Genomic DNA, 22,247 nt, shown 5'->3' on the forward strand with positions numbered 1-22,247 from the left:
CGTCAGCCCTTTGACCATAGGGCATTGCCCCCAAGATTTGTGACAAAGGCGGCATGTGCCGCCTTTTCCGACTCTGTCAAACGATCAGGCAAAGGTTCGGGACGGGGATATGGACGCCAGTTCGACGCCTGAGTTTGAGTGGCGCGCGTTTCGGGCCGTGCCTCAGACAAGCCAAAATCCGGCTGCTTGCCCCCGACGAGTTCCAGATAGACCTCTGCCAGAATTTCAGAGTCGAGAAGGGCACCATGAAGCGTGCGCGAGGAATTGTCGATGTTGAACCGACGGCAGAGCGCGTCCAGAGAGGCCGGCGAGCCGGGAAATCTTTTTTTCGCTATGGCCAAGGTGTCGATGGCCTGTTCCCACGGCAGTTGGCGCTTGTTAAGCCAGCGCAGTTCGGCATTCAGAAACTTCATATCAAATGCGGCGTTGTGAATGACCATCTTTGAATTCCCGACAAAATCGAGAAAGGCATCCGCAATCTGCGCGAACTTAGGTTTGTCGCGCAGGAAATCATCGCCCAGCCCATGCACCTTAAAGGCCTCATTCGGCATCATGCGTTCGGGATTGATGTACTCATGATAGGTGTTGCCGGTCGGCATATGGTGCATCAGCTCTACCGCGCCGATTTCAACGATCCTATCGCCGGATTCCGGATCAAATCCAGTGGTTTCAGTGTCGAGAACAATCTCACGCATCGCTTAGCCGCCTTTCGATATCTATCAGCACATCCTGCACAGCTGTACGTGCATGCTCAAGTGTGTCAGTTTCGATGACATAGTCTGACCGCGTCAGTTTTTCAGCAATCGGCATCTGCCGTAAAAGGATCTGTTTGAACTGATCCAAGCTCATCGTGTTACGCTCAAGCACCCGTTGTTGCTGTATTTCACGTGAAACATTCACACAAGCCACGGCATCCATCCCAGCCTCCGCGCCAGTTTCAAAAAGGAGAGGGATGTCAAACACGCAAATTTCCGTTGGGTGCGATTCGACAAAGCCCTGTCGGTCCTGCTGCACGAGGGGGTGTACGATCTCTTCGATTTTCTTGAAAGCTCCGGGGTCCAGGCTCAGGATCGCGCGCAAACTGGAGCGGTCTACACCCTGATCAGTCACTGCTTCGGGATAAAGCATGCGCATCGGTGCTATAGCTGGCCCATTTGTACTGTAAAGCCGATGCACGGCGGCGTCTGCATCCCACACAGCGCAACCCCTCTCGGCAAACATCTTGGCGGTCGTAGATTTTCCCATACCGATGGATCCGGTCAGGCCCAGCTTGAACCTCATTCCAGAACGGCGGCACGCGTAGAGACATCGACTTCGGGACGTTGACCGAACCAGCGTTCGAACCCAGGCACCGCCTGATGCAGCAACATACCAAGCCCGTCCACACAAATGCAGCCCTGTTCAGAAGCAACACGCAAAAGGCGAGTCTGAAGCGGAGTGTAAACAATATCTGTGACAAGAGTACCCGCACGCAAACCATCTAGCGGCACGCGCATCTCAGGTTTCCCTGTCATGCCAAGCGAGGTGCTATTCACCACAGTCACTGCGTCATCAAGCACATTGCCGGCTTGAACCCATTCGATCACCTGCACACGCTGGCCAAAATCCTCGTGCAGTTTGTCAGCACGGTTCCGCGTGCGATTGGTCAGCCGGATTTCAGGCACGCCGCTGTCCAACAGACTGGCAACCACTGCACGAGCCGCACCGCCGGCCCCCATAACCACGGCCGGGCCGGCAGTGGGATCCCAATCCGGTGCATTCTGACGCAGATTCTCTATAAAGCCGTAACCGTCTGTATTATCTGCATGAATTTTGCCGTCCTTGCGAAATATCAACGTATTGGCGGCGCCAATCAACGCAGCACGGTCCGTCACCAGATCTGCAAATTCCATGACCCTTTCCTTGTAGGGGATGGTAACATTTACCCCGACAAAGCCTAGTTTTGGCAGCATCCGCAGCGCGTTTTCGAGATCGTCATGCGCGATTTCCATCGGCACATAATGGCCCTTCAAACCATATTTGCGCAGCCAGTGCCCATGCAGACGGGGAGATTTAGAATGATGAATAGGCGCACCAATGACGCCGGCCAAGGGAATCCGGTCCTCGCTCATGAGGGGAGGGCTCCTTTTAAAGTCAGGTGGTTTAAAAGTTCCAGCAAGGGCAGGCCCAGGATTGTGAAGTGATCACCCTCGATACGGTTGAAAAGGCGCACGCCTTCCTCCTCCAACTTATACCCACCCACCGAGTGGCGGATGTTGTCCCAGTTACGATTGAGGTAATCCTCAAGATAAGAATCCGAGATGTCACGCATATGCAGACGGGCTATGCCAATATGGCGCCAGAGCGGGTTGCCATCCTCATAAAGAACTGCAGCAGATAACAGCATGTGTTTTGTGCCGCGCAACCGTTTTAGCTGCGCGCGGGCCTCTGACAGGTCCGCCGGCTTGCCAAGAATATCATTTTCAATGTTCAACACCTGATCACAGCCCAGAACCAGCGCACCAGGATTGCGGTCACTGACCTTGCGCGCCTTCATCTCGGCGAGCGTATCTGCCACATCTCTAGGTGATGCCCGTTCGAATGCCAAAGAGTTACGGATCGACGAAGAGTCGATCCGCGGAACAACGATTCGATGCTGAACACCAGCGGCGCGCAGCAAATCCGCCCTTACGGACGATCCAGAAGCGAGAATGATCTCCTGCAGCATGTGGATAAACCCGTAGACAACCCTGGTGGCGATACCTGAGTCTCTTCTGCGTAAAAAGCGATGCCAATGCAAGTCAGGGTATAAGCCGGCCAGTCCACGTCAAACTGGCGAAGTTTTGCGCCTATGGATAAGAACAAGTCAGCCCCGATGAAAGATGCTGATTTTTGAACTTCTGCGCAGAGTTATACACAGGCAAAAAATCCGAGTTCTGACGAAAAAAATATTTTGTTACAGATATTTACGTGTCCAAGATATGCGCGTCGCAAGAAGTTGTACCTCATTTCGCCCACAGTTGGCTCCGATGAGGATAACTTGGGTGTAAATGACTTATCCCACGCTAAATGCAACACTACTCACACCATCATCTCTTTTATCTTAATTCTATATTAAGGAAGGCTCTGGCACATCAGTGCACTCGGGATAGTCCAGGTTGACTCTTGCGATTAGCGCGGCTATTTCACCACCTCACCTTCGTCCGAAGGTATTTTCCCGAAGACAAAGACGTGACGGACAGCGCTGCTGATCCTGTAAGGAGTTTGCATGGACATCGAAAAACTTGATCTCGCCGATCTCAAGGCAAAAAGCCCCAAGGATCTGCTTGCGATGGCCGAAGAGCTTGAAATCGAGAATGCCTCGACCATGCGTAAGGGCGAGATGATGTTCCAGATCCTACGGGAACGCGCAGATGACGGCTGGCAGATCTTTGGCAATGGTGTGCTTGAGGTTCTGCAGGATGGCTTTGGGTTTCTGCGTTCTCCCGAGGCGAATTATCTCCCGGGCCCGGACGATATCTATGTCTCACCCGAGATGACGCGAAAGTTCTCATTGCGGACTGGTGACACCATTGAAGGTGAAATTCGCGCACCTGAAAATGAAGAGCGCTATTTTGCGCTGACCGATGTCGACCGGATCAACTTTGAGGACCCCGAAAAGGCGCGTCACAAGATTGCCTTTGACAACCTGACGCCGCTCTATCCCGATGAGCGCCTGAAGATGGAGATTGAGGATCCGACGATCAAAGATCGCTCTGCTCGGATCATTGACTTGGTGGCGCCAATCGGTAAGGGACAGCGCGGCCTGATTGTGGCGCCGCCGCGGACAGGTAAAACCGTCCTCTTGCAGAATATCGCAGCGAGTATCGAGCGGAACCACCCCGATGTTTATTTGATCGTTCTGCTGATCGATGAGCGGCCCGAAGAAGTGACAGACATGCAGCGTTCGGTTAAAGGCGAGGTCGTCTCCTCAACTTTTGACGAGCCGGCAACGCGTCACGTCGCTGTCTCAGAGATGGTCATTGAAAAGGCCAAGCGCCTTGTCGAACACAAACGAGATGTTGTGATCCTTCTGGATTCGATCACAAGACTTGGTAGGGCGTTCAACACGGTTGTGCCATCTTCGGGTAAAGTTCTGACTGGTGGCGTGGATGCGAACGCGCTGCAGCGGCCCAAGCGGTTTTTTGGCGCGGCACGGAACATTGAGGAGGGCGGATCGCTAACGATCATAGCCACAGCTTTGATTGATACCGGTTCCCGGATGGACGAAGTGATTTTCGAGGAATTCAAAGGCACCGGCAACTCTGAACTTGTTCTGGATCGCAAAGTTGCAGACAAGCGCGTGTTCCCCGCAATGGATATTCTCAAGTCGGGAACCCGCAAGGAAGAGTTGCTTGTCGACAAGGGCGATCTTCAGAAAACCTTTGTGCTGCGTCGGATCCTGAATCCGATGGGGACGACCGACGCGATCGAATTCCTTCTGTCGAAACTCAAGCAAACCAAAACGAATTCGGAATTCTTTGATTCAATGAACACCTGACCTGAAGGGGTAGGGGGCATGGACACGATTTACGCCCTTGCCACGGCACAGGGGAAATCTGGCGTTGCTGTAGTGCGTGTGTCAGGTCCACTTGCATGGCAGTCTGGTATCGCGCTGGCTGGTGTGTTGCCCGAACCACGGCGCGCCGGCCTGCGCCGGCTTGTTGATGCGGATGGTGGATACCTGGACGAAGCACTTGTGCTCTGTTTTGAGGAAAAGCACAGTTTTACCGGCGAGGCAGTGGTCGAATTCCAGCTACATGGAAGCATTGCAGTGGTTCGTTCCGTTTTGACCGCACTGAAGGTTCAAGCCGGCTTGAGGCCGGCGGAACCGGGGGAATTCACACGTCGTGCACTTGAGAATGGCAGGCTTGACCTTACTCAGGTGGAAGGCTTGGCAGATCTAATTGACTCTGAAACTGAATCTCAGCGTCGGCAGGCATTGAGGGTACTGTCTGGAGATCTGGGCCGGCGGGTGTCTGATTGGCGCCGCGACTTGATCAGGGCGGCCTCTTTGCTGGAGGCAGTCCTAGATTTCGCCGATGAAGACGTGCCTGTTGATGTGACTCCGGAAGTTCTTGAGCTTATTACCAATGTGCGTGCGGCACTTGAACTGGAACTGTCAGGCTTTGCCGGCGCAGAGAGGATACGCACTGGATTTGAAGTCGCCATTGTTGGCGCACCCAATGTTGGAAAATCCACTTTGCTTAATGCTCTGGCCGGCCGTGAGGCAGCGATTACCTCTGACGTTGCCGGCACCACGCGGGATGTCATCGAGGTTCGGATGGATATTGGCGGTCTGGCCGTTACGCTTTTGGATACTGCTGGGATACGGGAGACGCATGACCGTGTTGAGGCAATTGGAGTTTCCCGTGCCAGAGATCGCGCTGCAGCTGCTGACCTACGCGTATTTTTGGTGGAAGAGGGTTCAGAGCTTGATATGTCGCCCGAGGCGGATGACCTGATTCTTGAATCCAAGGGAGATTTACGGAATGATGGGAAGGGGATTTCCGGCGAAACTGGACAGGGGCTTGATGCCCTAATCTCCGATATTCAGGAGAGGCTTTCGAATAAAGCCGGGAGGGCAAGCTTGGTAACGCGGGAAAGACACAGGCAAGCTCTTGAAGAGGGCATTTTTTCGCTCAACGTCGCGCTGCCCGTGGTGGCGGAGGGCCCGGACAGGTATGATATCGCAGCTGAGGAAATTCGTGTTGCGATTCGTAGATTGAGCATGCTGATCGGGCATGTGGACGTTGAAAACCTTTTGGATGAGATTTTTTCGAGCTTTTGCCTAGGTAAGTGAGGAGTGTTTCACGTGAAACATCTGGACTTTGATGTGGTGGTTATTGGCGGTGGTCACGCCGGCTGTGAGGCTGCGCATGCTTCCGCCCGCATAGGCGCGCGCACTGCATTGGTAACGCTCAAAACGTCCGGTATCGGCGTTATGTCTTGCAACCCAGCAATTGGTGGCCTTGGAAAGGGACACCTCGTGCGCGAAATCGATGCGTTGGATGGCGTTATGGGGCGGGTTGCAGATAAGGCCGGCATCCAGTTTCGACTGCTAAATCGGAAAAAAGGCCCGGCAGTTCAGGGACCACGCGCCCAAGCCGACCGGAAAATCTATCGTACAGAAATGCTTGCGGAGACGGTTTCCTCCCCAAATCTTGACATTTTAGAGGGCGAAGTCGTCGATCTGATACTCGATGGAGATCGTGTCTGTGGCGTGTTGATGGAGGAAGGTCAGCGTCTTTTTGCTGGCTCTGTTGTTCTTACCACCGGAACGTTTCTTCGCGGTGTCATTCACATTGGCGACGTTTCGCGCCCTGGGGGCAGGATGGGCGATAAGCCCTCTGTTCGGCTGGCAGAGCGAATTGAGAGTTTTGAGCTTCGATTGGGGCGGCTGAAAACGGGCACGCCACCAAGGATTGATGGGCGAACGATTGACTGGGAGAATTTGCAATCTCAACCCGGGGATGATGATCCAGTTGTTTTCTCGTTTATGAATACGAAACCGTTTGCGCGGCAGATCTCGTGTGGCATCACTCACACAAATGAAGCCACGCACGAAATCATCCGGAATAATCTTTCAAAATCCGCGATGTATGGTGGACACATCGAAGGGGTAGGCCCGCGATATTGCCCATCCATCGAAGATAAGGTTGTGCGGTTTGCGGATAAACCCTCTCATCAGGTATTTCTTGAGCCTGAGGGTCTTGACGACACGACGGTATATCCAAATGGAATCTCGACATCTTTGCCCGCGGATGTGCAAGAAGCCTATGTCAGATCTATGGATGGTTTGAGCGAAGCTAAGATAGTTCAACCTGGTTACGCCATCGAATATGACTATGTAGATCCAAGGTCCCTTGACCTTCGCCTGAGTGTCAAAGGGTTGTCGGGTTTCTTTTTAGCGGGTCAGATCAATGGCACCACCGGCTATGAAGAAGCTGCGGCGCAGGGACTTGTTGCTGGCCTGAATGCGGCGCGTCATGCGATCGGGGAAGAGCCTGTTCTGTTCAGTCGCTCCGACAGCTATATCGGGGTGATGATCGATGACCTTACCTCGCGCGGTGTCACCGAGCCATATCGGATGTTCACCTCGCGCGCAGAGTTTCGGCTTTCGTTACGTGCAGACAACGCAGACCAGCGGTTAACCTCGAAGGGTATAGAAGTTGGTTGTGTTGGTGAAATGCGCCGTCATGCGTTCGAGAACAAGATGGAGCGGCTTGCCTCCGGACGGGCTTTGCTCGAATCTAAAAGTTATACGGGCAGTCAAATCAAGGGCATGGGACTGACCGTGAGCCAAGATGGTGTGCGTAGAACTGGGTTCCAGTTGCTGTCCTTTCCTGACATGTCGTTCTTGAAGCTTGAAACTATGGATCCGGACTTGGCTGAAATCCAGAGTGATGTTCAGTCTCAGCTCGAAAAAGATGCGCTTTACGCCAATTATATTGATAGGCAACAGCGAGACGTTGACGCATTGAAAAAAGATGAAGCGTTGCAGATACCGGGTGGTTTTGACTTCCTGCGCATCGAGGGTCTGTCTAACGAATTGAAAACAAAGCTTAATGCATCTCGGCCGGCAAACATCGCACAAGCAGGCAGAGTAGAGGGTATGACACCGGCAGCGCTGACGCTCATACTTGCAAAGCTACGTCAGGCGCAAAGGGTCAAGTCAGCATGAGGTCATCTGATGCTGCGGACGTACTGAAAAATGTTTCACGTGAAACAGGCGAGGCGCTGCAACATTTCGTAGCAATGCTGGAAAAATGGAATCCGAAGATAAATCTTGTGGCACGCAGTACACTCCAAGATGTGTGGAACCGCCACGTTCTGGATTCTCTCCAACTTTACGAGCTTTCGCCAAACCCGGCCGAACATTGGGTGGATATTGGTAGCGGGGGCGGATTTCCGGGGATCATCATAGCCATTCTGGCAGCAGAGCGAAATCCAGGGCAACAGGTAACGCTTGTAGAGAGTGACCAGCGGAAATCAACGTTTCTTCGTCAGGTGTTGCGAGAGACGGGAACATCCGCCAAGGTCCTCTCGGAGCGTATAGAAGCTGTGCCACCACTTCAGGCAAGGACGTTAAGTGCTCGTGCGCTTTCGGATCTAGGGTCTTTGTGCAGCTATGCACATAAACATCTTTCAGAAGGTGGAACAGCGCTATTTCCTAAAGGTGCACAGTGGAAAAAAGAACTTCTGGAAGCGCGTGCGGCATGGTCTTTCTCTCTGATTGAGCATAAAAGTCGAACAGATCCCCATTCGGTCATCCTGCAAATCGGAGAGCTTGATCATGTCTGATTCAACCCGCACTGTCGGCCCGAAAATCATAGCCATCGTTAATCAAAAAGGTGGTGTGGGAAAGACGACCACAACTATAAATTTGGGGGCCGCTCTTGTGGAAGAAGGGCTTAAAATACTTGTGGTCGATTTGGACCCCCAGGGGAATGCCTCTACAGGACTGGGAATTGTGCCGGATGATCGCGATTTCACCAGCTATGAGCTTCTTCTTGAAAATGTTGACCTTCATGATGTGATCCAGAAAACAGACACTCAAGATCTTTTTCTTATTCCCGCAACGACGGATCTCAGCTCCGCAGACATCGAGCTTTTTTCTAATGAAAAGCGTAGCTTTCTTCTTCACGATGCTCTGCGGCAGAAAGGGATGGACGATTTTGGATTTGACTACATTCTGATCGATTGCCCACCATCTCTGAGCCTTTTGACCGTTAATGCAATGGTCGCAGCGCATTCCGTTCTAGTACCGCTACAAAGTGAATTTTTCGCGCTTGAGGGACTATCTCAGCTCATGTTAACCATTCGGGAGGTCCGTCAGACAGCGAATCCTGATCTACGGATTGAGGGTGTGGTGCTTACTATGTACGACGCCCGCAACAATTTATCGCAGCAGGTCGAAGCGGATGCGCGCGCTAACTTGGGGGATCTGGTCTTCACCTCGATCATACCTAGGAATGTTCGGGTCAGCGAGGCGCCTTCCTTTGCGCTCCCTGTCCTTGCCTATGACAGCAGTTCAAAAGGTGCAGTGGCCTATCGAAGTCTGGCCCAAGAACTTCTCAAGAAAAATACAAAAATCGCTGCCTAAGCACAGGGGTCATAAATGTCCGAAAAAAGAGAACCTCGTCGTGGATTGGGCCGTGGCTTGTCTGCACTCATGGCGGATGTCGAACCGCGCTCGATCCAAGGCGATGCTTTTGCGGAAGCATCGCGTAGACCGGATCGCTTGATTCCGGTTGAGCGTATCGTTCCAAATCCCGATCAGCCAAGGCGCAGTTTTACAGAAGCACATCTGACAGAGCTTGCTAATTCGATTCGGACCAAGGGCGTGATTCAGCCTCTTATTGTGCGGCCAAAGCCCGGCGGCGAGGAAGGGTTGTACGAAATTGTTGCTGGCGAACGTCGTTGGCGCGCGGCGCAGATGGCACAGCTTCACGAAGTGCCGGTCCTGATTCGGGATTTCTCGGACACAGAGGTTTTGGAAGTCGCCATCATTGAAAACATTCAGCGTGCTGACCTGAATGCCATTGAAGAAGCGGCTGGCTATCGGCAGTTGATGACAAAGTTTGGGCACACCCAAGAAAAGATGGCCGAAGCTTTGGGTAAAAGCCGCAGTCACATTGCGAACCTGCTGCGCCTGCTGAACCTTCCTGAAGATGTTCAGACCCATGTCGTGCAAGGTACGCTGTCTGCTGGCCACGCCCGTGCATTGATTACCGCGCCGAACCCCTCGGCACTCGCATCCAGCATCGTAAAACGGGGATTGTCTGTTAGGGAAGCAGAAAAAATGTCCCGAGCAGCTTCAGAGGCCGCTGATCCAGATCGTCCGGCTCGTAGGCGATCCGAGGGCACTTTTGCTTTTGATAAAGACGCAGACACAAAATCCCTAGAAGGGGACTTGTCTGCCACACTTGGCATGTGTGTAACGATCAATCACAAGCCCGGGCATGAGGGCGGCTGCGTCACCGTAAGCTACGATACGTTGGAGCAGCTCGATGCGCTCTGCATGCTTTTGAGTTCAGGGCGCTAGGGCAGCAGCTCTGCAATCACTGAATTCAGTAAAAGGCGTCCCTGCCGGGTCGCCCCAATACGTTCATGTGTTTGCCACAACATGCCCATCTCCTGCAATTCCCGGCACGCGGACTCTGGCAGCGCGTCGGCTGATAATTGCCGGATGCGCGCAACATCTAGTCCTTCAATTACACGCAGACCCATCATCGTGTATTCACCAGCTTGCTCCGACGGTGACAAAGCTTCAGACTGACGATCTCCGGAACCTTCTGTAGCGGCATCGATCCACTTGCCCGGCGCTGACCACGCTTCTGTGGCATATTTTATCCCATCTACGGTTATCCGCCCATGTGCGCCTGGTCCCACGCCGGCGTAGTCACCATAATGCCAGTAGATCAGATTATGCCGGGATTCCGATCCGGGCGCAGCGTGGTTTGACACCTCATAGGCGGGCATTCCCGCCGCATCACACAACTCCTGAGTGACATCATACATGTCCGCAGCCAGGCCTTCCTCGGGCAGGCCTTTTAATCCGCCACGTTTTGCCCGATCCCCAAACGCAGTTCCCGGTTCAATGGTCAGCTGATACAGAGACAGATGATCCACGGCCATGCTGAGCGCTTCGCTGAGTTCAATCCGCCACTCTTGGAGTGACTGGTCCTGCCGCGCATAGATCAGATCAAAGCTCACCCGATCGAACACCGACCGCGCCACATCAAACGCCTTTTGCGCTTCGCCAACGTCATGCAGGCGGCCAAGCCGGCGCAGATCCTCGTTGCGCAGGGACTGAATCCCCATCGACACCCGGTTCACACCGGCATCGGCAAACCCTCGGAAGCGGCCGGCCTCAACCGACCTTGGATTGGCCTCCAGCGTGATCTCGACATCATTGGCCAGGGTCCAGGTCCGCCGCACGGCGTCCAGAACGGCAGCAACCGTTTCGGGCGCCATCAGGCTGGGCGTGCCCCCGCCAAAAAAGACCGAGTTCAGAACCCGCCCGGGCGTCAGCCGCCCGACACGTTCCACCTCGGACACCAGCGCGCGCGCCCAGCGGCCCTGATCCACCTGCGCCACCACATGCGAATTGAAGTCGCAATAGGGGCACTTGGCCTCGCAGAACGGCCAGTGGACATAAAGCCCGAACCCGCCGTTCCGCCAATCTTCGCTCAGGAGTTCAGTCAAAACATCCGGCCACAAATTTGGCAAAGGCGTCAGACCGGTGCGAAATCTTGTTCTTTTCCCAACGGTCCATCTCACCAAAGGTGACATCATAGCCTGCGGGCTGAAAAATCGGATCATAGCCGTGACCCTGCGCGCCACGCATCGGCCAGACAACCTGACCTTCCATCACGCCGGCAAACACTTCATCATGGCCATCGGGCCAGGCAAGCACCAGCGTACAGCAGAACCGCGCGGTATGCGGGGCAGGGGCGCCCTTGGCCTCCAGCAGGTCATGGGTCTTTTGCATCGCCATGACAAAATCGCGCCCCGATCCGGTTTCGGCCCAATCCGCCGTATAGACACCGGGCGCTTTGTCCAGCGCGTCGATCTCGATCCCGGAATCATCCGACAGAGCCGGCAGGCCGGTGGCCTGTGCTGCCGCGTGCGCCTTGATCCGCGCATTCTCGACAAATGTGGTGCCGGTTTCTTCGGGCTCGGGCAGCGACATCTCTGCCGCGCCCACAACCTCAACCCCGTAGGGTTTCAGCAGATCGGCCATCTCTTCCAGCTTACCGGCATTATGGGTCGCGATCAGCAGCGTCTTGCCGTCGAACTTCCGGGTCATGCCACGGCCTTCATCTGGGCCTCGACCAGCTCGGCCACCCCTTTTTCCGCCAGATCCAGCAGTTGCCCCATCTGGGCGCGCGAAAACACCGACCCCTCGGCGGACATCTGCAATTCGATCATCTGACCATCGCCGCGCAGGACAAAGTTGCCGTCCACGCCGGCTTCGCTGTCCTCGGGATAGTCCAGATCCAGCACCGGCTGACCGGCATAGATTCCGCAGCTGACCGCCGCGACTGGGGAGATCAGCGGATCGGTCACGATCTCACGCGCCTTGATCAACTTTTTCACGGCCAATTTCAGCGCAACCCAGCCCCCGGTGATGGACGCACAGCGTGTACCGCCATCTGCCTGGATCACATCGCAGTCGATGGTGATCTGCCGTTCACCCATGGCGACCCGGTCCACTCCGGCCCGCAGCGACCGCCCGATCAGACGTTGGATTTCGACCGTCCGGCCACCCTGTTTGCCCACGGCCGCCTCGCGCCGCATCCGGCTGGTGGTCGACCTTGGCAGCATGCCATATTCTGCGGTGACCCAGCCCAGGCCAGAGCCCTTGATGAAAGGTGGCACACGGTCTTCGATAGTCGCGGTGCACAGCACATGGGTGTCGCCCATGCGGATCAGGCAGGACCCTTCGGCATGTTTCGTGACGCCAGTCTCGATGGACACGCTGCGCATTTGGTCTAGTTTTCGTCCGGACGGTCGCATGGTATTTCCCCTATCGCTTTCATCGCGGGGATATAGGGCCATACCCCCCTTCCGCAACCGAAACCGCAATTGACCTATCCCTGTGGGGGCCTTTAATAGGGACGCACAATGGGCCAATTTTTATGAACGACGGCAGAACTATCTTTGATCAGATGAACGACCGCTCGCGCGAGGTGTTTCGTCGTGTGGTCGAGGGCTATCTTGACAGTGGCGAACCCGTCGGTTCGCGCACTCTGACCCGAACGCTCAGCGAAAAGGTCTCTGCCGCAACGATCAGAAACGTCATGCAGGATCTGGAATATCTAGGCCTTTTGAACAGCCCGCATGTCAGCGCCGGTCGCATCCCCACACAGTTGGGCCTGCGGATGTTTGTGGATGGATTGCTTGAGGTTCGGGATCTGGACAATTCCGACCGCGAAAAGCTCGATGCCACGCTCACAAACAACACCGATGATGTTGGAGGATTGCTGGACCGGATCGGATCTGCCCTGTCCGGCGTCACCCACGGCGCCTCTCTTGTCCTCACACCCAAGCACGAGGCACCGATCCGCCACATCGAATTCGTCAGCCTTGGCCATGACCGCTCTCTTGTGGTGCTGGTCTTTGCCGATGGTCACGTGGAAAATCGCCTGTTCAACCCGCCGCCGGGCCAGACCCCCAGCTCCATGCGCGAGGCGGCGAATTTCCTGAACTCGTTGATCGAGGGCAAGACGCTGTCGGAACTGCGCACCGTCATGGCGACCGAGATCGCGGCGCGGCGTCAGGAAATCGACAGCCTTGCCCATGACCTCGTGGAATCCGGCCTTGCCGTCTGGGCCGCCGAAGGCGACCGCTCCGAACGTTTGATTGTGCGGGGCCGCGCGAATCTTTTGGGTGGCGACAGCCAGAATGAAGAGCTGGACAAGATTCGCAGCCTGTTTGACGATCTTGAACGCAAGCGCGACATCGCTGAATTCCTTGAATTGACCGAGGATGGCGAAGGTGTGCGCATTTTTATCGGTTCAGAGAACAAACTTTTTTCACTTTCGGGTTCCTCTCTGGTGGTCTCTCCATATATGAACGCGGATCGTAAGATAATCGGCGCGGTGGGTGTCATCGGACCTACGCGCCTCAACTATGGACGTATCGTGCCGATCGTGGACTACACAGCTCAGCTGGTTGGCAAGCTGATCTCCGACCGGAGGTAAAGGATGACTATGGCAGACCCGAGAAATGACGATTTCCTCGACGACGTGGATGACGCCACCGCCGAGGAATATGCCCAAGACCTTGAAGAGATGGATGATGCCGCCGTGGAACTAGACTCCCTGCGCGCAGAGCGTGACGAGCTTAAGGACCGTTTCATGCGAGCTCTTGCTGACGCCGAGAACTCGCGTAAGCGGGCCGACAAGGATCGCCGCGAAGCCGAGAATTACGGCGGTTCCAAGCTCGCCCGAGATTTGCTGCCGGTTTATGACAACCTGCAGCGCGCTCTGGCGACCGCCAACGACGAGCAGAAACAGATTTCGGCGGCCCTGCTCGAAGGTGTGGAACTCACGCTGCGCGAGTTGACTTCCGTGTTCAAGAAACACGGCATGACGCCGATAACACCGCAGGTCGGCGACAAGTTCGACCCGCAGCAGCATCAGGCGATGTTCGAGGCACCCTTGCCCGGCACAAAGGCCGGCGAGATCATTCAGGTCTCGGCCGAGGGCTTCATGCTCTACGACCGCCTCCTGCGCCCCGCGCAGGTTGGTGTGAGCTCGATGCCCGCCAGCTGAGGTTTCCCGTGAAACAGTGAACGACAAAAGGGCGGGATCATTCCCGCCCTTTTTCTATGCTTCCGTGGGACCCGGATCAGGCGCGCAGCAGCCCCTTCAGATCATACAGCGCCTGCAACGCCTCCCTTGGTGTCATCTCGTCCGGCGACAGCGTTGCCAATCTGTCCTCCACATCCGAAGAGGCTGCTTTTGGTGCCGGCGCAGGCTCGCGTGCCATGACCGAGAACAGCGGCAGATCGTCGATCAGCGCCTTTGGCGACACCTTTTCGCGTTCGCCTTTTTCCAGCTGCTCCAGCACATGACGCGCGCGTTTGATCACCGATGCAGGCAGGCCGGCCAGTTGCGCCACCTGCACACCATAGGACCGGTCCGCTGCACCGGGCCGCACCTCATGCAGGAAAATCACCTCGCCGTCCCATTCCTTAACCGCCACCGTGGCATTGCTCACCCCCGGCAGTTTGCCGGCCAGCACCGTCAGCTCGTGATAATGCGTCGCGAACAGTCCGCGCACGCGGTTCACTTCGTGCAGATGCTCCAGCGTGGCCCAAGCGATGCTCAGCCCGTCATAGGTGGCCGTGCCGCGCCCGATCTCATCCAGAATGACCAGTGCGCGGTCATCGGCAAGGTTCAGAATGGCCGCCGTCTCGACCATCTCGACCATAAAGGTCGACCGCCCGCGCGCCAGATCATCCGACGCCCCGACGCGGCTGAAGATCTGACTGACCAGACCGATATGCGCCGAACTCGCCGGCACATAGCCGCCCATCTGCGCAAGCAGGGCGATCAGCGCGTTCTGGCGCAGATAGGTCGATTTACCCGCCATGTTCGGCCCGGTCAGCAGCTGCACCGCTGCCGCATCGCTCTCGGGCGACAGGTCGCAATCATTGGCGATGAACGGCGCGCCGCCCTGTGCGGCTAGCGCGCGTTCGACCACCGGATGCCGCCCACCTTCGATGTCAAAGGCGCGGCTTTCGTCCACAACTGGCCGGCACCAGTCCTGCGCCGCCGCCAGATCCGCCATGCCGCAGGCCAGATCAAATTCGGCCAGCGCCAGTGCGGTCAGAGAGATCTCGGCCGCCCGCTCAAGAATAGAGCCTTTAAGCCCGTCATAGAGCCGCTTTTCGATCTCAATCGCTTCGCCCCCGGCATTCAGGATTTTCGTCTCTATTTCGGACAATTCGACCGTGGTGAACCGAACCTGATTGGCAGTGGTCTGCCGGTGGATAAACGTCTCTGACAAAGGGGAAGAGAGCATCTTTTCCGCATGGGTCGCCGTTGTCTCGATAAAGTAGCCCAGCACATTGTTGTGCTTGATCTTGAGCCCAGACACCCCGGCCAGCGCCGCATATTCGGCCTGCATCCGAGCAATCACGCTGCGCCCCTCGTCCCGCAGGGTCCGTGCCTCGTCCAGCGCCGCATCGTAGCCTTCGGCGATGAACCCGCCATCGCGCACCAGCAAGGGCGGTTCTGCGTTCAGCGCATCCCCCAGCAGGGTCACAAGCGCGTGGTGCCCACCCAGATCCTTGCAGGCATGCGCCAGATGCTCTGGCAGATCCTCGCCATCCAGCCGGCCTGCAATCCGCTCCGCCTGTTCCAGCGCGATGCGCACCGCCACCAGATCCCGCGGTCCGCCACGATCCAGACCCAGCCGCGACAGGGCCCGGTCCAGATCCGGCACCCGTTTCAGCGACTCCCGCAGGAACAGAGACACATCCACGCTGGACAGACACCAGGCCACAGCCCCTTGCCGCGCCAGAACCACGCTCAGCTCACGCGACGGCGACGACAGCCGCCGCTCCAGCAACCGTGCACCGCCCGAAGTCACGGTGCGGTCAATCACCGACAGCAGCGATCCGGCCCGCCCGCCATTCAGCGCATGGGTCAGCTCCAGATTGCGCCGGGTTGCGGCGTCGATCTGCATCAGCCGCGTTACCTGATCCTGACGCGGTGGCTGCAGCAGCGGCAGCTTTCCCTTTTGCGTGATGTCCAGATAGTCGACCAGCGCGCCCATGGCCGACACTTCGACCCGTTCGAACCGCCCAAAGGCATCCAGCGAGGCAACCCCGAACAGCCCGCACAACCGCGCCTCTGATCCGGTGGAATCGAACGACGCCCGGCCCAGCACCGTCGGCAGGATGCCCAGATCCCCCAGCACCTCGCGCAGGATCTCGTCCACCGCATCCGACACCAGCACCTCGGAGGGGGCCAGCCGCGCCAGTTCGGCCCCGATGCGGGCCTGTGACAGGGACATCACGTGAAACACGCCGGTCGAGATATCGCACCAGGACAGCGCCCATGCGTCTCTGACATTGCTCAAAGCGGCCAGATAATTGTGCCGGCGCGCCTCAAGCAGCGACTCCTCGGTCAGGGTGCCGGGTGTGACCAGCCGCACCACATCGCGCTTGACCACCGACTTGCCGCCGCGCTTCTTGGCCTCTGCCGGGCTTTCCATCTGTTCGCAGACGGCGACGCGGAACCCCTTGCGGATCAGCGTCAGCAGATAGCCCTCGGCGGAATGCACCGGCACGCCGCACATCGGGATGTCATCGCCGTCATGTTTGCCGCGTTTGGTCAGTGCGATGTCCAGCGCGGCAGACGCGGCCACGGCATCGTCAAAGAACATCTCGTAAAAATCGCCCATCCGGTAGAACAACAGCGCGTCTTTGTACTGCGCCTTGATCTCCTGATACTGCGCCATCATTGGCGTGACTGCGTTCATGGGGCCCCCGTTCATTCTGGGGCAACCCTATCAAATCCCGTGCAGCACGCGAAAGGCGAAAACCGAAGTTGAGCGATAGGCCCCGCTGGGCTAGAACTGTCAGACCGCTACGGGAGGAGCGCCCCATATGTCGAACCAGAAATACACACGCGAAGAGGCTCTGGCCTTTCACCTCGACCCCACTCCGGGCAAGTGGGAGGTGACGGCGACCGTCCCCATGACCACGCAGCGCGACCTGTCGCTGGCCTATTCCCCCGGCGTGGCCGTGCCCTGCCTTGAGATCGCGGCGAACCCCGAACTGGCCTATGACTACACCAACAAGGGCAACCTCGTGGCGGTCATCTCGAACGGCACCGCCGTTCTGGGTCTGGGCAATTTGGGCGCATTAGGGTCGAAACCGGTGATGGAGGGCAAGTCGGTCCTGTTCAAACGCTTCGCCGATGTGAACTCGATCGACATCGAACTCGACACCGAAGACCCTGAGGAATTCATCAAGGCCGTGCGCCTGATGGGGCCGACATTCGGCGGCATCAACCTCGAAGACATCAAGGCGCCCGAGTGTTTCATCATCGAACAGACGCTCAAAGAGCAGATGGACATCCCGGTCTTTCACGACGACCAGCACGGCACTGCCGTGATCTGTGCCGCCGGCCTGATCAACGCGCTGCACCTGTCGGGGAAAAAGATCGGCGAGGTCAAGATCGTCCTCAACGGGGCAGGGGCCGCTGGCATCGCCTGCCTTGAACTGCTCAAGGCGATGGGCGCGAAACACGACAATTGCATCATGTGCGACACCAAGGGCGTGATCTATCAGGGTCGCACCGAGGGCATGAACCAGTGGAAATCGGCCCATGCCGCCATGACCGACGCGCGCAGCCTGACCGACGCGATGAAGGATTGCGACGTCTTCCTTGGTGTCTCGGCCAAGGGCGCGGTGACGCCAGAAATGGTGCAATCCATGGCGCCAAACCCGGTGATCTTTGCCATGGCGAACCCCGACCCCGAAATCACCCCGGAAGAGGCCCACGCCGTGCGCGAGGATGCCATCGTCGCCACCGGGCGCAGCGACTACCCCAATCAGGTGAACAACGTCCTCGGCTTTCCCTACCTGTTTCGCGGCGCGCTCGACATCCACGCCCGCGCGATCAATGACGAAATGAAGATCGCCTGCGCCGAAGCGCTCGCCGCGCTCGCACGCGAAGACGTGCCGGACGAGGTTGCGCTGGCCTATGGCAAGACCCTGAGCTTTGGGCGCGACTACATCATCCCGACGCCGTTCGACCCGCGCCTGATCCACCGCATCCCGACCGCAGTGGCCCGGGCCGGCATGGACACCGGCGTCGCCCGCCGTCCGATCATTGATATGGAGGCGTACGAGCTTTCCCTGAAATCCCGCATGGACCCGACGGCCAGTATCCTGCGCGGCATCAACACCCGTGCCCGCAAGGCGCAGGCCCGCATGATCTTTGCCGAAGGCGACGATCCCCGCGTGCTGCGCGCGGCGGTGATGTATCAGCGCGCGGGTCTGGGTCATGCGCTGATCGTGGGCCGCGCGGCGGATGTAAAGGCCCGGCTGGACGAGGCCGGCATGAGCGATGCCGTGGACGAGCTGGAGGTGGTCAATGCCGCAAACACCCCACATCTTGAGGTTTATAAGGCGTTCCTCTACAACAGGCTGCAGCGCAAGGGCTTTGACAGCACCGATATCCACCGTCTGGCCACCCGCGACCGGCACGTCTTTGCCGCGCTGATGCTGGCCCATGGCCATGGGGACGGGCTGATCACCGGCGCGACGCGCAAATCGGCCCATGTGATGGAGCTGATCAACCACGTCTTTGACGCCGATGCCCAGCACGGCGCGGCCGGCGTGACCGCGCTGCTGCACAAGGGCAAGATCGTGCTGATTTCCGACACGCTGGTGCACGAATGGCCGGACGAGGATGATCTGGCTGATATCGCGATCCGCGCCGCCGGCGTCGCGCGGCATCTGGGGCTTGAGCCGCGCGTGGCCTTTGTCTCTTTCTCGACCTTTGGCTATCCGGTGTCGGAACGGGCGGAAAAAATGCACCGTGCGCCGCATGTGCTGGACGCGCGCGGCGTGGATTTCGAATACGAGGGCGAGATGACGGTGGATGTGGCGTTGAACGCCCATGCACAAGAGGCCTATCCGTTCCAGCGCCTGACCGGGCCGGCCAATATCCTTGTCGTGCCGGCGCGACATTCGGCCTCGATCTCGGTCAAGCTGATGCAGGAATTGGCAGGGGCGACGGTGATCGGGCCGATTTTGGCAGGCGTGGATCAGTCGATCCAGATCTGTTCGACCAATGCCACGGCAAATGATATCCTGAATATGGCGGTTCTGGCCGCCTGCAAGGTCGGCTGATCGGGTCTGGGGTCGCAGTGGGGGGCCAGCCCCCCACCCCCCCCGGCGTATTTTTAAAGAGAAGAAGGGTAAGAGGTCATGGCGGTTTACAATCTTGGGTCGATCAATGCCGATCTGGTCTATCGTGTGCCGCATCTGCCCACGGCGGGCGAGACGCTGGCCTCGGTGTCCTATACGCGCGGGCTGGGTGGCAAGGGGGCGAACATGTCCGTCGCCGCTGCGCGCGCTGCGGCCCGGGTCGTGCATATCGGCGCTGTCGGGGCGGATGGTGCCTGGGCGGTGGAACGTCTGCTGGAATATGGTGTCGACACGCGCGCGATCTCGGTCGTGGCCGAGCCGACGGGGCATGCGATCATTGCGGTGGATGATGCGGGCGAGAACCTGATCCTGCTTTATCCCGGGGCCAATCAGGCCATACCCGAGGCAGATATCCTCAGCGCGCTGAACGGGGCCGGCCCCGAAGATACGTTTCTGCTGCAGAACGAGACCAATGCAGGCCGTTTTGCCGCCTGCACCGCCTCTGCGCTTGGGTTGCGCGTGGCCTATGCAGCGGCTCCGTTCGAGGCGGACGCGGTTGCGGCGGTGATGCCGCTGCTGGATCTGCTGGTGGTGAACGCGGTCGAGGCGGCGCAGCTGGAACAGGCGACGGGACTCGGCCCCAGTGATCTGCCGGTGCGCGATGTGGTTGTGACCCTCGGGGCCGACGGCTGCCGCTGGTACAACACCGATACCGGCGAGGCGCAGCATTTTGCCGCCATTCCGGTCACCGCGGTGGATACGACCGGGGCCGGGGACACCTTTACCGGCTATCTGGTGGCCGGGCTGGACCGGGGCATGCCCATGGCGCAGGCGATCACATTGGCGCAGAGGGCGGCGGCGATCATGGTCACCCGGGCGGGGGCTGCGGACGTCATCCCCGACCTCAAGGATCTGGAAGACGCCCGGTTTTCCTAAATAGCCTGATCGTGTCTGTCAGGGGCGGCAGGGTCAGCCCTGAACAAAGGGCGCATCATCGCCCCAGAGTGCCTTGACCCGCGCGTCACGACCACAGCCTTCGCGGTAGCGGTGATAGGCATCCGTCTGGTCGATATAGCCGAACCGGGTCAGGATCTTGTTCGTGCCCTTGTAGTAATCCTGATGGTAGTCTTCGGCCTTGTAGAACTGTGTGGCGTCCAGAACCGGGGTCACGATCTTTTGGCCCAGAGCCTGTTGCGCCTGGGCCCTGGCCTGCTCTGCAGCCGCCTTTTGCCCCGGATCAGAGACGAATATGGCGGTGCGATAGCTGTCGCCCCGGTCACAGAACTGCCCGCCCGCATCCGTGGGATCAACGGATCGGAAGAAGGTCGCATAAAGCTGATCCAGTGAAACCTGCGCCGGGTCAAAGGTGATCCTGGCCGCCTCGTAATGGCCGGTGCCCCCTCGTGTGACCTGTTTGTAGGTTGGATCCTTGAGCGTGCCGCCTGTATAGCCGGATACGACTTCAGACACACCTTTGACCTTTTCAAAGTCAGCTTCTACACACCAGAAGCACCCACCGGCGACAACAATCTCTGCCGCGCGCAGAGCCTGCGACTGGACTGAAATCCCAAGCGTGACGATCAGCGCAAGCAACGCGGGCTTTAACAGTTTTACATGAAACATTGTGTCCTCCTTGGATGTCCTTATCGCATCACATCGGTCAAGAGTCGGGCAACGTCTGACTGGCGTTGTCACGCAGAGGTGAGAGCTGTTTCAAACTTGATCCTCGGGGTCGCTGGCGCTCGATCATCGCTTAGCCAAACACTGAGGTGCGGAAAATTGGTCGCAATTTTAATATGATAAAATGTTCAGGAACATCACTGACGGCCCGCTGAAGTTCTCGCCGTGGATGCAGCAACACCTGTGGTGACAGAAAATTCACATGGAAAGGTGCTGGCCATAATGACACTAGGTTGATAGATTTTCGGTAAGCGACAACGCTGCCCCGTGGCTTAATGGGCTGCCTGTTCCAGGGTAGGTTTGCGAAGTTCACGCAAGCGCCGGGGTTCTATGTCTACGACCAGTTCTATGCCTATGCCTGCGTATGGCAGCTTTCAATTGATCGAAGCCGTTGTCGAACGGCTTGATGGTGCGCCGGTGGGTGAGCCTCGTCGCTGGTCCGATGAGTTCAAGGCGCAGGCTGTCTCCGGGGCTATGGCACCGGACATCAATGTTTCGGCTCTGGCGCGTCGATTGGGGATTTCGCCTGGGCAATTATTTGGCTGGCGCAGGGCATTTCTCAAAACCCAGGATGAGTCTACGTCGGCGCTTCCTTCACCGCAGGCGCTGATGGAGATCGTGATCGGGGATGCCATCATTCGTGTTGGGCAGGATATCGCGGAAGCCGATCTGCGTGGGATTATCCGTGCCGTGCGCACAGCATGATCCCGTCTGGCGTGAAGGTGTTTCTGGCCAGCCACCCTGTCGACTTGCGAAAAGGACCGGACAGCTTGCTTGCGCTGGTTCGCGATGCGGGGAGCGACCCGTTCAGCGGGGCACTTTATGTCTTCCGCGCGAAACGTGCGGATCGGATCAAGATCGTTCTCCTCTCGGGATTTGTTTTACAATGCCCTGCCCAGCAGCGGGTGGGACGGTAGCGGCGTCTGCCTCTATGCGAAGCGTCTGGAAAAGTCGGGGTTCTGCTGGCCGCGGATTGGCCATGCCCGGGTTCAGCTGAACACTGTCCAGCTGATGGCGCTGGTGGATGGTCTGGATTGGAAACGGGTGAGGCCGGTCACCGTTCGGCGCCCCGAAACTGTCGGCTAGAGGATGTCGCGTTCAATCGGGTTTGTATCCTGCGGCGATGAAGTAGTTGAGGCATTCG

At 57.7% G+C, this 22,247-nt stretch carries 22 protein-coding genes; 13 read left to right on the plus strand and 9 right to left on the minus strand.

Annotated features, from left to right (window positions below; translation table 11 throughout):
* Positions 1-2: 2 nt before the first annotated feature.
* The 4 genes from dnaQ to P775_RS06000 are packed head-to-tail and all read right to left on the minus strand — an operon-like array spanning position 3 to position 2,707.
* Positions 3-695, minus strand: coding sequence for a DNA polymerase III subunit epsilon (gene dnaQ / locus P775_RS05985; protein WP_099910123.1), 693 nt, complete (start codon positions 693-695; stop codon positions 3-5).
* Positions 688-1,281 carry a dephospho-CoA kinase gene (coaE, locus tag P775_RS05990; protein ID WP_099910124.1) on the minus strand — a complete coding sequence of 198 codons (594 nt, stop codon included), beginning with the start codon at positions 1,279-1,281 and terminating at the stop codon, positions 688-690. Before coaE ends, dnaQ begins: the two co-directional genes overlap by 8 nt.
* On the minus strand, positions 1,278-2,111 hold the full coding sequence (locus P775_RS05995) for a shikimate dehydrogenase (protein WP_099910125.1): 834 nt from the start codon (positions 2,109-2,111) through the stop codon (positions 1,278-1,280). The genes coaE and P775_RS05995 overlap by 4 nt, the downstream gene beginning before the upstream one ends.
* Positions 2,108-2,707 carry a Maf family protein gene (locus P775_RS06000; protein ID WP_099910126.1) on the minus strand — a complete coding sequence of 200 codons (600 nt, stop codon included), beginning with the start codon at positions 2,705-2,707 and terminating at the stop codon, positions 2,108-2,110. Before P775_RS06000 ends, P775_RS05995 begins: the two co-directional genes overlap by 4 nt.
* 540 nt (positions 2,708-3,247) lie before the next feature.
* Between P775_RS06000 and rho the strand changes: the two genes are divergently transcribed.
* The 6 genes from rho to P775_RS06030 are packed head-to-tail and all read left to right on the plus strand — an operon-like array spanning position 3,248 to position 10,066.
* Positions 3,248-4,519 (plus strand): transcription termination factor Rho, encoded by a 1,272-nt coding sequence (rho, locus tag P775_RS06005; protein WP_099910127.1) that lies wholly within the window; start codon positions 3,248-3,250, stop codon positions 4,517-4,519.
* Positions 4,520-4,537: 18 nt separating this feature from the next.
* Positions 4,538-5,821: a tRNA uridine-5-carboxymethylaminomethyl(34) synthesis GTPase MnmE gene (gene mnmE, locus P775_RS06010; protein WP_099910128.1), complete on the plus strand. Its 1,284-nt coding sequence runs from the start codon at positions 4,538-4,540 to the stop codon at positions 5,819-5,821.
* Between the two features lie 12 nt (positions 5,822-5,833).
* Complete coding sequence (gene mnmG, locus P775_RS06015; protein ID WP_099910129.1) at positions 5,834-7,702, plus strand: tRNA uridine-5-carboxymethylaminomethyl(34) synthesis enzyme MnmG; 1,869 nt, start codon at positions 5,834-5,836, stop codon at positions 7,700-7,702.
* A complete protein-coding gene (gene rsmG, locus P775_RS06020; RefSeq protein ID WP_099910130.1) occupies positions 7,699-8,322 on the plus strand; it encodes a 16S rRNA (guanine(527)-N(7))-methyltransferase RsmG in 624 nt (207 codons plus the stop codon). Before mnmG ends, rsmG begins: the two co-directional genes overlap by 4 nt.
* Complete coding sequence (locus P775_RS06025; RefSeq protein ID WP_099910131.1) at positions 8,315-9,124, plus strand: ParA family protein; 810 nt, start codon at positions 8,315-8,317, stop codon at positions 9,122-9,124. The genes rsmG and P775_RS06025 overlap by 8 nt, the downstream gene beginning before the upstream one ends.
* 15 nt (positions 9,125-9,139) lie before the next feature.
* Entirely contained in the window at positions 9,140-10,066 is a 927-nt protein-coding gene (locus tag P775_RS06030) for a ParB/RepB/Spo0J family partition protein (protein ID WP_099910132.1), read from the plus strand.
* Here P775_RS06030 and hemW read toward each other — a convergent pair.
* From hemW to rph, 3 genes are read right to left on the minus strand one after another with little or no spacing between them, the layout of a single operon-like run.
* Positions 10,063-11,229 carry a radical SAM family heme chaperone HemW gene (hemW, locus tag P775_RS06035; protein ID WP_245875587.1) on the minus strand — a complete coding sequence of 389 codons (1,167 nt, stop codon included), beginning with the start codon at positions 11,227-11,229 and terminating at the stop codon, positions 10,063-10,065. The two genes, P775_RS06030 and hemW, sit on opposite strands and share 4 nt — an antisense overlap.
* A complete protein-coding gene (rdgB, locus tag P775_RS06040) occupies positions 11,222-11,833 on the minus strand; it encodes an RdgB/HAM1 family non-canonical purine NTP pyrophosphatase (protein WP_099910134.1) in 612 nt (203 codons plus the stop codon). The genes hemW and rdgB overlap by 8 nt, the downstream gene beginning before the upstream one ends.
* Positions 11,830-12,543, minus strand: coding sequence for a ribonuclease PH (rph, locus tag P775_RS06045; protein ID WP_099910156.1), 714 nt, complete (start codon positions 12,541-12,543; stop codon positions 11,830-11,832). Before rph ends, rdgB begins: the two co-directional genes overlap by 4 nt.
* Positions 12,544-12,665: 122 nt before the next feature.
* On the opposite strand from rph, the gene hrcA reads away from it, so the two are divergent.
* Both hrcA and P775_RS06055 read left to right on the plus strand, forming a co-directional pair.
* Entirely contained in the window at positions 12,666-13,730 is a 1,065-nt protein-coding gene (gene hrcA, locus P775_RS06050) for a heat-inducible transcriptional repressor HrcA (protein ID WP_099910135.1), read from the plus strand.
* A 9-nt stretch (positions 13,731-13,739) separates the two neighbouring features.
* A complete protein-coding gene (locus tag P775_RS06055; RefSeq protein WP_099910136.1) occupies positions 13,740-14,303 on the plus strand; it encodes a nucleotide exchange factor GrpE in 564 nt (187 codons plus the stop codon).
* Between the two features lie 76 nt (positions 14,304-14,379).
* On the opposite strand, the gene mutS is transcribed toward P775_RS06055, so the two are convergent.
* Complete coding sequence (gene mutS / locus P775_RS06060) at positions 14,380-17,022, minus strand: DNA mismatch repair protein MutS (RefSeq protein WP_245875588.1); 2,643 nt, start codon at positions 17,020-17,022, stop codon at positions 14,380-14,382.
* A gap of 127 nt (positions 17,023-17,149) precedes the next feature.
* On the opposite strand from mutS, the gene P775_RS06065 reads away from it, so the two are divergent.
* Complete coding sequence (locus tag P775_RS06065; protein WP_099910137.1) at positions 17,150-19,405, plus strand: NADP-dependent malic enzyme; 2,256 nt, start codon at positions 17,150-17,152, stop codon at positions 19,403-19,405.
* Positions 19,406-19,483: 78 nt separating this feature from the next.
* Positions 19,484-20,359 carry a ribokinase gene (locus P775_RS06070; RefSeq protein ID WP_099910138.1) on the plus strand — a complete coding sequence of 292 codons (876 nt, stop codon included), beginning with the start codon at positions 19,484-19,486 and terminating at the stop codon, positions 20,357-20,359.
* A 33-nt stretch (positions 20,360-20,392) separates the two neighbouring features.
* On the opposite strand, the gene msrA is transcribed toward P775_RS06070, so the two are convergent.
* Positions 20,393-21,046: a peptide-methionine (S)-S-oxide reductase MsrA gene (gene msrA / locus P775_RS06075; RefSeq protein ID WP_099910139.1), complete on the minus strand. Its 654-nt coding sequence runs from the start codon at positions 21,044-21,046 to the stop codon at positions 20,393-20,395.
* Between the two features lie 435 nt (positions 21,047-21,481).
* On the opposite strand from msrA, the gene P775_RS06080 reads away from it, so the two are divergent.
* From P775_RS06080 to tnpB (P775_RS28455), 3 genes are read left to right on the plus strand one after another with little or no spacing between them, the layout of a single operon-like run.
* On the plus strand, positions 21,482-21,808 hold the full coding sequence (locus P775_RS06080) for a transposase (RefSeq protein ID WP_180287347.1): 327 nt from the start codon (positions 21,482-21,484) through the stop codon (positions 21,806-21,808).
* On the plus strand, positions 21,805-22,020 hold the full coding sequence (gene tnpB, locus P775_RS29745) for an IS66 family insertion sequence element accessory protein TnpB (RefSeq protein ID WP_425439886.1): 216 nt from the start codon (positions 21,805-21,807) through the stop codon (positions 22,018-22,020). The genes P775_RS06080 and tnpB (P775_RS29745) overlap by 4 nt, the downstream gene beginning before the upstream one ends.
* Positions 21,926-22,189 (plus strand): transposase, encoded by a 264-nt coding sequence (tnpB, locus tag P775_RS28455; protein ID WP_245875589.1) that lies wholly within the window; start codon positions 21,926-21,928, stop codon positions 22,187-22,189. Before tnpB (P775_RS29745) ends, tnpB (P775_RS28455) begins: the two co-directional genes overlap by 95 nt.
* Positions 22,190-22,247: the final 58 nt, after the last annotated feature.

This window comes from Puniceibacterium antarcticum (genome assembly GCF_002760615.1).
GTDB classification, from domain to species: Bacteria; Pseudomonadota; Alphaproteobacteria; order Rhodobacterales; family Rhodobacteraceae; genus Puniceibacterium; species Puniceibacterium antarcticum.